Below are 15,079 nucleotides of genomic sequence, written 5' to 3'. Positions count from 1 at the left end.
TACACAACGTGCCAGTGAGCTATCGGATATCAGTGAGGTGCACCAGAGGTCTACGGCCCAAACGCACGTGTCAGCCATCGAGTTGGACCTCTAGATAACCGGCGGAGAGCCTAGGCGCCCGTACGCTCCCTGGGGCGCCGTCCCAGTAGTTCGGCGAGCCCTCGTCGGGTGGCTGCGATGACGACACGGTCCTCGGAGCCGAGGACGTAGGTGGGCGGCAGGTCCCAGACCAGGCCCGACGGGCGCTCGGAGGCGCCCGGGGTGGGGGTGTTCGCCAGGTCGGGCAGGCGTTCCGCGGGGGAGGCGCTGTCCAGGGCGAGGACCCGCCACGCTCCCGCGCGGAACGCCTCGGCGACCGTGCGGCCCTCCAGCTGCGGATGCCCGGCGACCTCCAGGGCGGCGAAGAGCAGGACCCGGCGTTCGACCGGGATCGCGCCCAGGATCTGGCGGCCCATCATCGCTCCGGCGAAGGCGGGCGCGGCGAGGTGGGAGACGCTGCGGCTGCGGGTGAGCGCGTGCGGGTGGGTGGCGCGCAGGGTGCGGTAGACGGCGTTGGCGAAGTCGTCGTCGTACAGACGCAGGACGACGCGCAGATCGGGGCGCACCGACCTTGCGTACAGGGCGGCTTCGAGGTTGGTGGTGTCCACGCTGGTCAGGGCGAGCAGGGCGTGCGCCCGGTGGATCTTGGCGGCTTCCAGGACGCCTTCCTGGGTGACGTCGCCGAGGACGACGGGCACGCGCAGCCGGCGTGCGGTCGAGATCCCGCGCGCCTCGGGGTCTTCCTCGACGCATACGACGGGGATGTTCAGTTCCCGAAGGCGCGCGAGGACGCGCGTACCGATCTTGCCGAGTCCGAGGAGTACGACGTGATCGGAGAGCCCGCGGGGCGGCTTCCGCAGCGCGGACCCGCTGCGGAACGTACCGAGGCCCTCCAGGACCGCGGCGAGGAGCACGGGAAGCAGCAGCAACCCGACGAGACCGGAGAGGAGTTGGAGGATTTGGCGGCCGAGGGGCTCATCGAGCGCGGGTTCGTTGATCGCGAAGAGATCGAGGAGGGTCAGGTAGGTGGCGTGCAGCGGGTGGTCGCCCGTCGTCGCCATGGACGCGACCGCGAGCGCGACCACACAGGCCACCAGGCCCGCGAAGGACCAGCGCAGCCGCCGGGAGAACAGCCTGCCGATGGGCAGGGCTTTGCGGCCCGCGGGCAGCGGCGGACCGGAGTACGACACCGTCTCCAGGACGACGGTGCCGCGGCCGGTCGCGGCGGCCACGGAGCGCTCGTCGGGGAGCAGCCGGGGCCCGTTCTCGCCGCTGCTCTCCGAACCGTCCGCGCCGGCCGGGTCGTTGGTGGTGGCCGAGAGCAGGGCCAGGGTGCACAGGCCCGGGTCGGCGACCTCCCCGGGCCCCGGCGGCTGCCGTTCCACGGCCCGCAGCATCAGCCCGTCGGTCTGCACGACCTTGCTGGTCCCGGCCACCGCGGTCGCCGCCAGCGCGGGCGCGGCCGTGTCCGCGTCGGAGAGCACGGTCGTGGAGGCGTCGAGGAGACCGGGCTCGGGCGAGCCGCCGGACTCCCCGACTCCCGTCATGGCCAGGGCGGAAGCCTGGTCCAGCAGGGCCTCGATGTGCTGGCCGAGACGGCGGTTGTAGAGCCGGATGACCAGACGGAGGCGGGGGTTGAGCCGACGGGCCATCAGCGCGGCGCGGATGTTCGTCTCGTCGTCGTCATGCACGAGCGCCAGCGCGGCGGCCTGCTCGACACCGGCGTCGGCGAGCACGGCCTCGGTGAGGACGGCGGCCTCCAACACCTGGGCGGGACGCGGCTCTTCAGAGGCGGTGGCCCGATTCGACGAGGCGGCGGCTCGGTTCGACGACGAGGCGGTCCGACCGGGCCCGCCCTCGCCACTGTTGCCGCCACCGCTTCCGCCGTCGCCGCCACGCCCGCCGCCGTTGCCCCTGCCGCCGACACCGCCGTTGCCCGCGGCCCGGGTCATCGCCGCCGACACGCGGTCGAGCAGCGCCGAGGGACGGGCCCGCCCGACGACAGGTGGCCGTACGGTCCCCTCGGCGGACGGCACGACCAGCGTCACCCGCTCCCCGTAGACGCCACGCAACTCGGCCGCCAGCCGGTGCGCGAGGGCATCGTCCCCGCACACCACCATGTGCGCGGCACGGTCGTCCGGCCCGCTCTGATTCGGAAGGCTCCCCACAACAGCACAGAGTGCCTCACCGGTACGCGCGGTTGCACAGGGGCTTGCCGCAAGGGAGTTGAGGCACGGGTTCCGCGGGACACTGACGGCCCTGAGCCGACGATGCCGCCGCAAGGATGGTGACGAGCGATGCCTGACGAAGAGCCCGTACAGGAACAGTCCGTACAGAGCGCAGAAACTGCGGACCAGCCCACAACAGAGCCCGCACAGACTGTGGAGCGGCCCACAGAGACTGCGGAGGCTTCCCCCGCGCTGCCGCCGGAGGACGCCGGCACGGTCAACCCGGCCGTCGCACTGCTGGAGCGGCTCGCCGAGAAGCTGGGCGGCCGCGCCTCGGTCACCACCGTCTACGGCGCCCCCGTGACCGGCGACGGCGTCACCGTCATCCCCGTCGCCAGGGTCGGGTTCGGCTTCGGGGCCGGCGTGGGCCGCGAGGTGGACGCCGCCAAGACCGGCGAGGGCGGAGGAGGCGGTGGCGGGGCCGGCGCGAAGCCCGTCGGCTTCATCGAGATACGGAACGGCAGCGCGACGTACCGCCCGATCCGCGACCCCTGGGTCGACGTCGTCGTCCCGCTGGCGGCCCTCGTACTCGGCGGTGCGCTTCCCAAGATCGTCCGGGCGCTGCGCCGCCGGGACTGATGCCTCGGGCGCGCCCGGCCCGAGCCCGAGATGAGAAGCTGTGCCGGAATGGGCGTACTGAAGGTGGAGGGGAACCCCACCCACGAAGCCCTTCCCTACCGGAGGTACCTCTCCCGTGACCACAACCAACACAGCACAGCCCCGGGTTGAGGACACCAAGGGCAACAAAAAGGACGGCAAGGACAGGAGTAAGGACCGCAGTAAGGACAGCAAGGCGGACGAATCGCGGGGCTGGCAGTTCAATTCGCCCCTCGTCCTGACCATGCTGCTGCTCGTGGGGGTGGCTCTTCAGGGGCCGATCCGCGGCGCGCTGTCCGCGCCGGTGATGCAGAGCTGGATGACCGTGTTCGTCGCGGTGATGGTGCAGGCCCTGCCCTTCCTCGTGCTCGGCGTGCTGCTGTCGGCGGTCATCGCGGTGTTCGTCCCGCCGTCGTTCTTCGCCCGCGCGCTGCCGGGGCGGCCCGCCCTCGCGGTGCCGGTCGCCGGGATGGCCGGGGCGGTGCTGCCGGGCTGCGAGTGCGCGTCCGTGCCGGTGGCCGGTGCGCTGGTGCGCCGGGGCGTCACGCCCGCGGCGGCGCTGGCGTTCCTGCTGTCCGCGCCGGCGATCAACCCGATCGTGCTGACCGCGACCGCTGTGGCGTTCCCCGGAAAACCGCAGATGGTCCTGGCCCGTTTCGTGGCAAGCCTGTTGGTGGCCTGCGCGATGGGCTGGCTGTGGCAACGACTGGGCCGTACCGACTGGTTGCGCCCACAGGCCCGCCCGTCGTCCGACGGCCTCGGCAAGGGGGCGGCGTTCTGGGGATCCGTACGGCACGACGTGATGCACGCGGGCGGTTTCCTGGTCGTCGGCGCGATGGCCGCGGCCACGCTCAAGGCGGTGGTCCCGGCGGAGTGGCTCAGCCTCGCCGCCGACAACCTGGTGGTGTCGATCCTCGCCCTGGCGGTTCTGGCCGTACTCCTCTCCATCTGTTCCGAGGCGGACGCGTTCGTGGCCGCGTCGCTGACCCAGTTCTCCCTCACGGCCCGGCTGACCTTCCTCGTCGTCGGCCCGATGATCGACCTGAAACTCTTCGCCATGCAGACCGCCACGTTCGGCCGCGAGTTCGCCCTGCGGTTCGCGCCCGCCACCTTCACGCTGGCCGTCCTGGTGTCGGCCCTGGTCGGGGCGGTGCTCCTGTGAACCGCCAGGCCCAGGCAGCCGTCCTCTTCCTCACCGGTGGAGCGATCCTGCACGCCGGGCTCACCGATCTGTATCTGCGGTACGTCAAGGCCGGGTTGCAGCCGTTGCTGCTGGCGGCGGGGGTCGTCCTGATCGCCACGGCGGTCGCGACCGTCTGGTACGAGCGGCGAGGGGCGCGTACGCCGGAGGGATACGAGTCCGAAGAGCACGGGGCGGGAGGGGCACGTACGGGCGACGAGGACGAGCCCGGGCACGACCGCGAGCCCGACGACCACCGCGAGCACGAGCACGAGCACGACCACGACCGCAGCCGCGGTCAAGAAGAGCATGTCGGCGCCGACGCCCATGCCCATGCGAACGTCCCCGCCCAGGCCAAGGCACACGCCCACCGCGAACCCCGTATCTCCTGGCTCCTCGTCCTCCCCCTCCTCGCCCTCATCCTCGTGGCCCCACCCGCCCTCGGCTCCTACAGCGCCATGCGCACCGGTACGGCCCTTCAGCAACAGCCCTGGGGGTTCGCCGACCTCCCCACGGGCGACCCGGTCCGCCTCAACCTCGTCGACTACGCGGGCCGAGCGGCGTACGACCACGGCCGCTCCCTCACCGACCGCCGCATCAAGACCGCCGGTTTCCTGGCCCTGGACCGGGCCGGCAATCCGTACTTGGTCCGCATGGCCCTCAGCTGCTGCGCCGCCGACGCCCAGCCGGTGAAGATCGGCCTGACCGGCCGGATTCCGCCCGTTCTGCGCCCCGACAGCTGGCTCGAGGTCACCGGCACCTACACCGCCAAACAGACGAAGGACCCGGTGAACGACGGCATCATCCCGTTCCTCGAAGTAACCCAGGCCAAACCGGTATCGGCGCCGCGAGACCCGTACGACGAGAGCTGGAACGGCTGAACTCGGCGTCGGTGAACGGCATGCGCAGGAACAACCCGCCGATGTTCAGGAAGCTGTCGATCCTCTGTCGATACCCGGCGTACGGGGGGAGCGGCTACGGGTGGTGAGCCAAGATGGGCGAGTGCTGAGCGGACGTTTCGAACGAATGGAACCGCAAACGGAGTTGCAGCAGCGGTCCCCGAGTTCCTGAGCGAGTTGCCCGCTCCGACCCCCACTTTCCACGGAGGCCCGGAACCATGACCCGCAATCACTCCCACCCCTCCCGGCGCACCCTCCTCGGTGGCGCCGCCCTCACCGCGTTCGCGGTCGCGACCGGCGCGGGTACGGCGAACGCCGCCACCGCCACTGCCGCCACCGCCACATGGCCGACCGAGTTCCCGCTCCCCGACGGCTTCCTCCCCGAGGGCATCGCCATCGGCAGAAAGCCGTACGCCTACATGGGCTCGCGCGCCAACGGCGCCATCTACCGCACCGACCTGCGCACCGGCGAGGGCAAGATCCTCTTCGCGGGCGGCACCGGCCTGATCGCGGTCGGCCTGAAGCTGGACCACGACGGTCTGCTGTACGTCGCCGGGAACACCGGAGTCGCGAGGATCCACGACTCCCGCACGGGCGAGCTCATAAAGACGTACCAACTGACCGACCCCACAGGCCACTTCATCAACGACGTCACCCTGCTCGGCGACCGGGCCTGGTTCACCGACTCACGCGACGCCGCGCTCTACGGAGTACCGCGCGGCCGATCCGGAGACGTACGCGCCCTGCCGCTCACCGGCGACTGGGTCCAGACCCCCAACGCCAACAACGCCAACGGCATCGTCGGCACCCCCGACGGCCGCGCCCTGATCGTCGTCAAGAGCACGCCGGGCGAGCTGTACAACGTGAACCTCAAGACGGGCCACGCGACCAAGATCACGCTGGTGGGCGCGGCCGACGTCGTCAACGGCGACGGGCTCTACCGCATAGGCCGCACCCTGTACGTGGTCCAGAACCGCCTGAACCTCATCAGCGTGTTCCACCTGGACGCCAAGGCCACGACGGCCACCCTCACCGGGACGATCACGGACCCCCGCTTCGACGTCCCCACCACCGCGGCCCGCTTCGGCAACCGCCTGTACCTGGTCAACGCGCGCTTCACGAGCCCGCAGACACCGGAGACGACTTTCACGGGCGTCGCCGTCTCGATCTGAGACGGAGGGCAACGAGCCTGAGGCGGGGCGCCACGGGGCCCCGCCTCAGTTTCAGGCCAACGGGGCCTTTGTCCCCGGGGCCTACCTGCGGGAGCCGGCCGTACGGACCGATGCTCCCGCGGTGCCGGTGCCGGTGCCGGTGCCGGTGCCGGTGGCGGTGGCGGAACCGCCTCCCGCGTAGGTGATGTTCGGCCGGGGCGGCCCAGCCATGCCGGCTCCTAGGAAGTAGTCGACGTGGTGGGACTGCAGGTACCCCTTGAACGTCATGGCGTTCCGGTAGGCGGGGTTGTGCGCGAGCGTGTACAACCGGGTGTTCGTCGGCTGGTTCGTGGAGAAGATGATCAACTCGTCGTAGGACGCGTTGGTGTACACGGCCTCCTCGCGCCAGTCGCCGAGGATGTCGCCGACGAAGGTGGGCTGCACACCCTGGGCGGCGTCGACCGCGCCGTAGTTCCAGGTGCTGACCAGCCGGGGCAGGCTGCCGCTCGACGTCGGGCGCGCCGGGTCCCACTTCTCGATCTTGCCGTCGTTGAGCAGCTCCATGGTGAGGTCACCGTCCCACCACAGGCCCAGCTGCGGCCATGGGCGCAGTGATGTGTTCGGTTCGGTGAGCCTGTTGGCGGGCGCGTTGTACAGGCCCGAGAAGGACCAGACCTCCATGCCGGGGAAGCGCGGGTCGACGTCGCCCGCCATGCCGCGTCCGACGTCGGCGGGGCCACCGTTGTGCTTCCAGATGACGGAGCCGTTCGCGGCGTCGTAGTAGTACTCGAGCAGGCCGCTCGGGTTGTCCTGCTGCACGCCGTAGCCCTCCAGGCCGGGCCGGCTGGGATCCATGTCCGCGATGTGGAAGCGGTCGCCGTGGATGATGCCCTGGGGTGCCATCGAGTAGCGCAAGGAGCCGTTGCCGTTCAGCACGAATCCGATCTCGGCGACCTCGTCCGTCCCGTCACCGTTGACGTCGATGGCACGGGTGTTGTGCCCGTCGGGCGCGTCCTGGTTGCCGCGCTCCCACGTCCACTGGCGGTCCAGCGAGTCGCCGTCGAACTTCCAGGCGCCCATCATCAGGTTGAAGGCCCCGTCGTCGCGCCGGTTCTTCATGAAGGCGACCAGGCTCGGCGTCGTGCCATTGAGATACGCCACTCCGAGACGTGCGGCCATCGGACCGTCGCCCAGGTAAGTGGTCGGTACGGCGGACCAGTTGCGCAGTGCTCCGGTCCGGCCGTCGAGAACGGCCATGAACTGACGTGAGTCGTCCGCGTGCGTCCAGGTCGTCCCGTCCCCGAACTTGACCCCGTCGGCGATCCGGACGGCGACCTCCGCGCGGCCGTCGCTGTCGAAGTCGTAGACCGTGACGCCGTCCCAGTGGCCCAGATCGATCGCGGACGACCCCGGTTCGATGTTGTCCTGGTTCTGACTGTTCGGCCCCATGTCGACCTCCCAGAGGAACTGCCCGCGGCTGCTGTAGGCCTCGAGCTTCTGGGGAGAGGTCTGCCGGTCCAGTACGTAGTCGTACTCGCCGTCGCCGTCGAGGTCGCCGACCCAGACGAACTTCACCGGACCACCGGAGCGCAACGGCAGGCGGACGACAGGCTCCGCGGCGTGATTGGCCGTCAGCGTGAAGGCCCCGCTGGGCGCTTGCTCCTGCCCGCCGACGACCGGGGCGACGCGGTAGCTGTTGGACCGCGTCAAGTCGGCTGTGGAGTCCACGTAGTTGGTCCCGCCCGTCAGGACGCCGGCGTTGACTTTGACGTACGCGCCGCCGCCGGTGGACCGGTACACGTTGAAGCCGATGCCCTCCGGGTCGAGCCCCAACAGCCGCCAGGAGACCAGGACCTGGGTGTTGCCGGAACGCACCGCCACGACCCCACGACCGAGATTCTCCATCACGCGCCCGGCCTGCACCGTCGCATCGCCGGCTGCCGTTGCGGCAGGGGCAGTGGCTGCGGTCGCGCTGGGCGGGGCGGGGCTCGCCGGGCCGGTGGCCAGCGCGGCGAAGACGGCCAGGACCGCCGAGATGGCAAGGGGAACCCGATGGGCGGCGACCCGCCGACGCAACTTCATGTGCATGACAACCTCCTGGTGCGGCTCGCGGTTGCTGTTTTGGGAGCGCAGGGACTGGGTGCCCGCCCTCGTCCCGGGCCGGAAACCCCGGAGAGTTAAACCGTTTACACGCCTGTGATGGAAGCACCGTGATGAGTACGCGTCAAGGTTGCACAAGAGTCAACGTCCTTGGAGTTCACCGGTGTTGACGCACCTGACCGTATGCGCGACCCTCAAGCGGAAACGCTTCCATGTAGATGCCGGACGCAGGAGATCGGATGCCTCGCCGGACCGCGCCCGACGACGGGCAGCCCCGCCTCGCGACGATCCGCGACGTGGCCCGACACGCCGGTGTCTCGGTCGCCACCGTCTCCCGGATCCTGTCCGGCACCTACCCCAGCGCCCCCTCCACGCGCGCCAAGGTCATGCGTGCCGTACGCGAACTCGACTACGTGGCGAACGCCCACGCCAGAGGCCTCGCGGGAGTACGGCCCAAGAGTGTGGCCATCGTGGTCAACTCCGTCATCTCGCCGCACTACGCCCATGTCGCGCAGGGCGTGCAGGAGGAGGCCGCGCGGGAGGGCAGGCTGTGCATCGTCGGCACGACCGGCGGCGACCCGGAGCGGGAGCTGGCCACCATCGGCCTGATGCGGCAGGAGCAGGCCGAGGCCGTGATCCTCGTCGGCAACATCGTCGCCGACGACGCCCACCGCGAGCGCATGGCGAGCATTGCCCGCGCCCTCGCCCGGGCCGGCTCGCAGCTCGTCCTGTGCGGCCGCCCTCCGCTGGGGCCCGACGTCCCGGCCATCGTCGTCGAGTACGACAACACCGCCGGCGCCCACGCCATCACCAGCCACCTGCTCTCGGTCGGCCACCGACGCATCCTGTTCCTGGGCCGCCGCACCGGATACACCACCCCCGACAGCCGGATCGCCGGCTACCGCGCGGCCCTGACCACGCACCGCGTCCCGCACGACCCCGGGCTCGAGGTCGACGGCACGATGGAACGCGGCGAGGGCCACCGCATGATGCGTGAACGGCTCGACAGGGGCCCACGAGACTTCACGGCCATCTTCGCCGCCAACGACCTCATCGCCGCCGGCGCCCGCGACGCACTGCGCGAGCGCGGCCTGCGCATCCCCGACGACATCTCCATGGTCGGCTTCGACGACCTCCCCCCGGCCGCGGACATCGACCTGACCACCGTTCAGGTCCCACACGAGGACCTCGGCCGCACCGCCGTGCGCCTGGCGCTGAACAGCGAGACGCCCGGTACCGCCCAGCACGTCCTGCTGGGCACCCATATCGTCACCCGCACCTCGGTCCACCACCGTCCGGGACCGTGACGGGCCTCATCCCGGAGCCAGTCCGTGGCCGACAGGCCCTACGAAAAGAGAACGGGACCGGCCTTCCGCTCGACCGTCGCCAGCCACTCAGCAAGTCACCCACCACGAATCAGGGCCGGCTTCCCGTAAAGGAAACCGGCCCTGACCTGGTATTTCAGCTGTCGGGGTGGCGGGATTTGAACCCACGACCTCTTCGTCCCGAACGAAGCGCGCTGCCAAGCTGCGCTACACCCCGATGTCGCTGGTCGGCAGGCCACTCGTGTGGTTTCTGCCGTGGCGACGTCGTTTACTTTAGCCCACTGGTGGCCGGAGACGAAATCCGGTTTTCGGGAGGTCGATGGCGGCGTGGGCCAGGGCGGATGTGGTCGAGGGCGATGAGGAGGAGGCCCACGGCGTAGCAGGCGAGGCCGAGGACGGTGGCGTTGCCCAGGACCTCGACGTAGCCGTGTTGGGGCACGTCGAGGAAGGGGTACGGGTAGCGGGCCGGCGCGGCGGGCGGCAGGAGCGCGCCCCGGGTAAGGGCGAAGGCCAGGTACGCGACGGGGAAGACGAGCCACGCCGCCGCACTCTGGAGGCGTAGTGGGCCCGGGCGGGTCAGCAGGAGCCAGTCCAGGACGGCTGCGGCCGGGATCACCGTGTGCAGGAGCTGGTTCGTGAGCGCGTGCCAGCCGGTGAGCGGGTCGATGTCGCCGGTCATGGAGCCCGTCATGGAGAAGGTGCTCGATCCGTTCACCAGGATCAGGTGGTAGACCAAGCCCGCGCTCACCGCGTACAGCAGCGTGCCGGCGGTGACGGACGGCGGCAGCGGGCGGCGGGCCGTCCACGCCCGCCAGGCCGAGAGGGCGAATACCGCGGCCACCACGACGCTGCTCTGGATCGTGAAGTAGCTCAGGACTCGTGACGGGCTGCCCAGGAGCAGGGCGAGTGCCACGCCCGCGGCCGCCGTCAGTGCGACGAGGAGGCGGAAGACGGCGACCAGGGGGCGGCGGACGCGGGGGACCACCGCGTCCGCCGGGACGACGGGGACGGTGGCAGCGGCGGCGCTGGCGGCTATGCCGGGGATGACGGGTATATCCGGGATATCCGCGGGTATGGGGGCGGTCATACCCTCACGCTAAGTGGGGCGGACAAAAGGGGCGATCTGCATTGAACCGGTCGGGTGTCGGCCGTGATTCACAGTCCCGTGGTTCACAGTTCCACGAGTCGCAGGTCCGCGATTCGCAAGTCCACGAGCCGCAGGCCCACGCCGCGTGCCCACGAGCCGGCCACGCCCGCAGGCGAGCGTCAGCCTCCCTCCGCCGCCCCCGCCAACGTCAGCTCGCGCCCCACTCCGCCATGTCCGCCATGTCCACCATCTTCGCCATCGGGCTCAGTCCCGCCCCACCAACGTCAACAACGTCGCCTCCGGCGGGCAGGCGAACCGTACCGGCGTATACCGATTAGTCCCGCACCCCGCCGATACATGCATGTACGCGGTCAGTCCGGCGGCTGTGTGCGTGGACAGTCCCTTCACCCGCTCCGTGTCCAGGTCGCAGTTGGTCACGAGGGCGCCGTAGAAGGGGAGGCACAGCTGGCCGCCATGGGTGTGGCCGGCCAGGATGAGCGGGTAGCCGTCCGCGGTGAAGGCGTCCAGCGTGCGCAGGTACGGGGCGTGCACGATGCCCATCGAGAAGTCGGCCGAGGGGGACGGGCCGCCGGCCACGCGCGCGTAGCGGTCGCGTTTGATGTGCGGGTCGTCGAGGCCGGTCAGCTCGATCTCGGAGCCGTCGATCTTCAACGAACCCCGGACGTTCGTCAGGTTCAGCCAGCCCGCCGCGTCGAAGGCGTCGCGCAGCGGCTCCCACGGGTTGTGGATCGCGCCGACGACGGGCGGGTTGCCGTTCAGCCCGTGTCGCCCCTGCGTCTTCTCGAACAAGTAGCGCGCGGGGTTGCGGAGTTTGGGCCCGTAGTAGTCGTTCGAGCCGAAGACGTACGCGCCCGGGAAGTCCATCAGGGGGCCGAGAGCGTCCAGGACCTCCGGTACGCCCTCCGGGTCGGAGAGGTTGTCCCCGGTGTTGATGACGAAGTCGGGGCGCAGCCCGGCCAGGGAGCGCAGCCAGCGCTGCTTCTTGCGCTGGCCGCTCACCATGTGGATGTCGGAGACCTGGAGCACGCGCAGCGGCCGCATCCCGGGCGGCAGCACCGGGACCGTCACCCGCCGCAGACGGAAGGAACGGGTCTCGAAACCCGCCGAGTAGAGCAGACCGGCGGCGCCAGCCGCCGCGATTCCCAGAGGTACTCCGTATCGCGCGCGCATACGCCCCATCGTGTCAGACGGCGCACGCTCATCGGACCATCGGAGGGGGCGCCCGAAATCAATGGGCGGTTGTCGCACCACACCTGCGACAATCACCCCATGACCACGCTCAAGTCGAAGCTGCAGGCAGACCTCAACGCCGCGATCAAGGAGCGCGACGAGCTCCGCTCCGCCACGCTCCGGCTGACCCTCGCCGCGATCCAGAAGGAGGAGGTCGCGGGTACGGAGAAGCGCGAGCTCTCCGACGACGAGGTGCAGAAGGTGATCGCCAAGGAGGCGAAGAAGCGCCGCGAGGCGGCCGAGGCCTTCGCGCAGGGCGGCCGCGCCGAGTCGGCCGAGCGCGAGAAGGCGGAGGGCGAGGTCCTCGCCGACTACCTGCCCAAGCAGCTCTCCGACGACGAGCTCCAGCAGATCGTCGCGCAGGCCGTCGAGGAGGCGAAGGCGGCCGGCGCCGAGGGCCCGCGCGCCATGGGCCAGGTCATGAAGATCGTGAACCCGAAGGTGGCGGGCCAGGCCGAGGGCGGCCGCGTCGCCGCGGCGGTCAAGAAGCTGCTCGCGGGCTGAGCCGGAAGGGCGGCCGCGACGGTCGCAGTCGTACGCCGATGGGGGCGCCCCTTGCGACAAGGGGCGCCCCCATCGGCGTACCGACCCTCAATCGCGTGCGAGATCCCGCCCTTTCACGTGCGAACTCCCGAGCCCTCACTCGCATACCCATTACTCGTATACGAGGAGGAGGGCGCCCCCACCGTCAGGGGCGCCCTCCTCCTCGTACAGCAACCGGCTCGTACGGAGCCCGGCCTACGGGAAGTTGCCGCCGTTCCCGTTCCCGCCGCCGTTGCCGTTCCCGCCGATCGTCCAGTCCTCGGGAACCGAGAAGGACGGGTCGGGGAACGTCGGGAGGTCGCCGTTGCCGCCGTTGTTCCCGTCGCCGTTTCCGTTGCCGTTTCCGTTGTCGTCGTCCCCGTTGTCTCCGTCGCCGCGGCCCTCGTCCCGGGGGCGCTCGACCTCGGGGATCCTGACGTCGTTGAAGGGCGGGGCCTCCTTGCCGGCGAGGGCGCCGGTCATCGCGTCCTTCCAGATCGGTCCGGGCACCCTGCCGCCGAAGACCTTGTCGTGCGGTACCCCGCCGATCGTGATGTTCACCATCTCGACCTTCTGGGTGGCGCTGCCGACCCAGACCGCGCCGGACAGGTTGGGTGTGTAGCCCACGAACCAGGCGTTCTTGCGGAAGTCCGTCGTACCGGTCTTACCGGCGTTGTCCCGGTCGGTGAGACCGGCCTGCTGGCCCGTACCGGAGTCGATCACGCCGCTGAGCAGCGCGTTGATCATGTCCGCGGTGGTCTCCGACATCGCGCGCGAGCACGTCGACTTCGGCACCTTGAGGGACTTCTTCTCACCGCCGAGCTTCTGGCTGATCGACTCGATCGCGACCGGCGTGCAGTACGTACCGCGGTTGGCGAAGGCCGCGTACGCGCTCGCCATGGTCAGCGGCGAGATGCCGGTGGAGCCGAGGGTGAGCGAGGAGGGTACCTCGGGCAGCTTGGTGCCGTTGCCCTGCACCACACCCAGCTTGTCGGTCATCTTCACCACCGGGCACATGCCGGTGTCCTCGAGCATCTGCACGAAGTAGGTGTTGACCGACTTGGCCATGGCCTCCTGCAGTCCGTACGGGCCGACTTCCGCCTCGTCCTCGTTCTCGACCTTGGCCGCGCCGCCCTGGTTGCGCCAGGGCTTTCCGCTGCACGTCTGCACCGAGTCGGGATACGGCATCTCGTAAGGCGCGGGATAGACCTGGTTGGCGGGCTTGCCCTCCTCCAGGGCGGCCGCGGCCAGGAACGGCTTGAACGTCGAACCCGTCGGGAAGCCGAAGTTCGAGCCGCCCATCTTCGCGTTGACCGAGTAGTTGTACTCCGTCTCGTTCTTGCCGTAGCCGTAGGGCTTCGACTGGCCCATCGCCATGATCTTGCCGGAGCCGGGCTCGACGAGCGTCGCCGCCGCCGCGACCTTGTCCTTCTTGTAGACGTGGGTCTTGAGCGACGCCTGCACCGATTCCTGGGACTGCGGGTCGAGCGTCGTCCGGATCGTCAGGCCGCCCTGGTTCCAGACCTTGGCCCGGGCCTCCTTGGTCTTGCCGAAGACCGGGTCGGTCAGGAACACCTCGCGGACGTAGTCACAGAAGAAGGCGGCGTCCTTGACGGCCGTGATGCAGCCGTTCTTCGGCTGGCTGACCTTCAGGCCGAGCGGCTTCTCCTTGGCCTTGTCGGCCTCCGCCTGGGAGACGTCATGGATGTCGGCCATGCGCTGCAGCACCACATTGCGCCGCTTCGTGGCCTCCGCCTCGTCGTTGACCGGGTCGTACCGGCTCGGCGACTGGACGATGCCGGCGAGCAGCGCGGCCTCCTCCAGCTTCAGGTCCTTGGCTGACTTGGAGAAGTAGCGCTGGGCCGCGGCCTCGATGCCGTAGGCCTGCTGCCCGAAGAACGTGATGTTCAGGTAGTTCTCGAGGATCTTCTTCTTGCCGAGCTCTTCCTCGACCTGGATCGCGTACTTCAGCTCCTTGACCTTCCGGCCGAGGGTCTGCTGCGTGGCCTGGGCGACCTTCGTCGGGTCGTCGCCGGCCTCCTCCACGAAGACGTTCTTCACGTACTGCTGCGTGAGCGTGGAGGCGCCCTGCGAGACCTCGCCGCTGCGCGCGTTCTTGTTGAGCGCGCGCAGCACGCCCTTGAGGTCGACCGCGCCGTGCTCGTAGAACCGAGCGTCCTCGATCGCGACGATCGCCTTCTGCATGTGCGGCGAGATGTCCTTGAGGTCCACGACCGTGCGGTCACGCGAGTAGATCGTGGCGATCTGACCGCCCTGGTTGTCCAGGATCGTGGTGCGCTGGCTCAGTGGTGGCCGCTTCAGGTTGGCCGGGATCTCGTCGAACCCCTCCACCGATCCCTTGGCCGCGAGACCGAGCACGCCGGCGGCGGGCAGCGCGATGCCCGCCATGACGGCTCCCGCGAGCACGCTGACACCGAGGAACTTGGCGGCCTGCTGCGTTGGAGACAGACCACCGCCCGAGCGCTTCTTTGGCATAGGGGCAGCCTACGTTCTCATTCGCCGGACACGCGTACAGGCCTTGGCCTAAGCTGCTCTCAACTGTCACAGCAGTAGGGCTACGTATCAATACGTCCGGCGACCCCGAATCGTTTCGGTCGACGCTCAACTTTTTTGTTGGGGACGTGCCCGAATCCACCTCATGTGTCAGCTGGCGTCCGTTGTGACGCAACTCAACTGTCC

The 15,079-nt window shown here is 69.8% G+C and carries 11 protein-coding genes and 1 tRNA gene; 6 read left to right on the top strand and 6 right to left on the bottom strand.

From position 1 onward, the window contains the following. Positions 1–110: 110 nt before the first annotated feature. Positions 111–2,159: a potassium channel family protein gene (locus tag GAS53_RS13690; protein ID WP_151477829.1), complete on the bottom strand. Its 2,049-nt coding sequence runs from the start codon at positions 2,157–2,159 to the stop codon at positions 111–113. Between the two features lie 177 nt (positions 2,160–2,336). On the opposite strand from GAS53_RS13690, the gene GAS53_RS13685 reads away from it, so the two are divergent. The 4 genes from GAS53_RS13685 (at position 2,337) to GAS53_RS13670 (ending at position 6,115) form a co-directional block, all read left to right on the top strand. Further along, positions 2,337–2,846, top strand: coding sequence for a spore germination protein GerW family protein (locus tag GAS53_RS13685; RefSeq protein ID WP_151477786.1), 510 nt, complete (start codon positions 2,337–2,339; stop codon positions 2,844–2,846). A gap of 115 nt (positions 2,847–2,961) precedes the next feature. Further along, positions 2,962–4,026, top strand: a complete 1,065-nt coding sequence (locus tag GAS53_RS13680; protein ID WP_225858901.1) for a permease — start codon at positions 2,962–2,964, stop codon at positions 4,024–4,026. Next, entirely contained in the window at positions 4,023–4,925 is a 903-nt protein-coding gene (locus tag GAS53_RS13675; protein ID WP_151477785.1) for a TIGR03943 family putative permease subunit, read from the top strand. The genes GAS53_RS13680 and GAS53_RS13675 overlap by 4 nt, the downstream gene beginning before the upstream one ends. A 236-nt stretch (positions 4,926–5,161) precedes the next feature. Beyond that, the gene (locus tag GAS53_RS13670) at positions 5,162–6,115 is read left to right on the top strand and encodes an SMP-30/gluconolactonase/LRE family protein (protein WP_151477784.1); all 954 of its coding nucleotides are present in this window, start codon (positions 5,162–5,164) and stop codon (positions 6,113–6,115) included. 81 nt (positions 6,116–6,196) lie between these two features. Here the strand turns inward: GAS53_RS13670 and GAS53_RS13665 are convergent, their stop codons facing one another. After that, positions 6,197–8,182 carry a rhamnogalacturonan lyase family protein gene (locus tag GAS53_RS13665; protein ID WP_225858900.1) on the bottom strand — a complete coding sequence of 662 codons (1,986 nt, stop codon included), beginning with the start codon at positions 8,180–8,182 and terminating at the stop codon, positions 6,197–6,199. A gap of 251 nt (positions 8,183–8,433) precedes the next feature. Between GAS53_RS13665 and GAS53_RS13660 the strand changes: the two genes are divergently transcribed. Then, complete coding sequence (locus tag GAS53_RS13660) at positions 8,434–9,501, top strand: LacI family DNA-binding transcriptional regulator (RefSeq protein WP_151477783.1); 1,068 nt, start codon at positions 8,434–8,436, stop codon at positions 9,499–9,501. A 161-nt stretch (positions 9,502–9,662) separates the two neighbouring features. Here GAS53_RS13660 and GAS53_RS13655 read toward each other — a convergent pair. The 3 genes from GAS53_RS13655 to GAS53_RS13645 all read right to left on the bottom strand — a co-directional run bounded on the left by GAS53_RS13655 (position 9,663) and on the right by GAS53_RS13645 (position 11,797). Further along, positions 9,663–9,736 (bottom strand) — tRNA-Pro (locus GAS53_RS13655). A gap of 51 nt (positions 9,737–9,787) precedes the next feature. Then, the gene (locus GAS53_RS13650; RefSeq protein WP_151477782.1) at positions 9,788–10,606 is read right to left on the bottom strand and encodes a Pr6Pr family membrane protein; all 819 of its coding nucleotides are present in this window, start codon (positions 10,604–10,606) and stop codon (positions 9,788–9,790) included. Positions 10,607–10,870: 264 nt separating this feature from the next. Continuing rightward, entirely contained in the window at positions 10,871–11,797 is a 927-nt protein-coding gene (locus tag GAS53_RS13645; protein ID WP_151477781.1) for a metallophosphoesterase, read from the bottom strand. A 99-nt stretch (positions 11,798–11,896) separates the two neighbouring features. On the opposite strand from GAS53_RS13645, the gene GAS53_RS13640 reads away from it, so the two are divergent. Beyond that, on the top strand, positions 11,897–12,361 hold the full coding sequence (locus tag GAS53_RS13640; protein WP_151477780.1) for a GatB/YqeY domain-containing protein: 465 nt from the start codon (positions 11,897–11,899) through the stop codon (positions 12,359–12,361). A gap of 234 nt (positions 12,362–12,595) precedes the next feature. Here GAS53_RS13640 and GAS53_RS13635 read toward each other — a convergent pair whose 3' ends face one another. Beyond that, positions 12,596–14,875: a transglycosylase domain-containing protein gene (locus GAS53_RS13635; protein WP_151477779.1), complete on the bottom strand. Its 2,280-nt coding sequence runs from the start codon at positions 14,873–14,875 to the stop codon at positions 12,596–12,598. Positions 14,876–15,079: the final 204 nt, after the last annotated feature.

Origin of the sequence: Streptomyces albicerus, assembly GCF_008905045.1 — a bacterium.
Taxonomy (GTDB): domain Bacteria; phylum Actinomycetota; class Actinomycetes; order Streptomycetales; family Streptomycetaceae; genus Streptomyces; species Streptomyces albicerus.
This window is presented reverse-complemented; position numbering and strand designations above follow the sequence as displayed.

Bases quoted from the DNA above. Each gene is read 5' to 3' on its own strand.
- GAS53_RS13690 (WP_151477829.1), bottom strand. From the start codon at position 2,159: ATGGTGGTGTGCGGGGACGATGCCCTCGCGCACCGGCTGGCGGCCGAG.
- GAS53_RS13685 (WP_151477786.1), top strand. From the start codon at position 2,337: ATGCCTGACGAAGAGCCCGTACAGGAACAGTCCGTACAGAGCGCAGAA.
- GAS53_RS13670 (WP_151477784.1), top strand. From the start codon at position 5,162: ATGACCCGCAATCACTCCCACCCCTCCCGGCGCACCCTCCTCGGTGGC.
- GAS53_RS13665 (WP_225858900.1), bottom strand. From the start codon at position 8,182: ATGCACATGAAGTTGCGTCGGCGGGTCGCCGCCCATCGGGTTCCCCTT.
- GAS53_RS13660 (WP_151477783.1), top strand. From the start codon at position 8,434: ATGCCTCGCCGGACCGCGCCCGACGACGGGCAGCCCCGCCTCGCGACG.
- GAS53_RS13650 (WP_151477782.1), bottom strand. From the start codon at position 10,606: ATGACCGCCCCCATACCCGCGGATATCCCGGATATACCCGTCATCCCC.
- GAS53_RS13645 (WP_151477781.1), bottom strand. From the start codon at position 11,797: ATGCGCGCGCGATACGGAGTACCTCTGGGAATCGCGGCGGCTGGCGCC.
- GAS53_RS13640 (WP_151477780.1), top strand. From the start codon at position 11,897: ATGACCACGCTCAAGTCGAAGCTGCAGGCAGACCTCAACGCCGCGATC.
- GAS53_RS13635 (WP_151477779.1), bottom strand. From the start codon at position 14,875: ATGCCAAAGAAGCGCTCGGGCGGTGGTCTGTCTCCAACGCAGCAGGCC.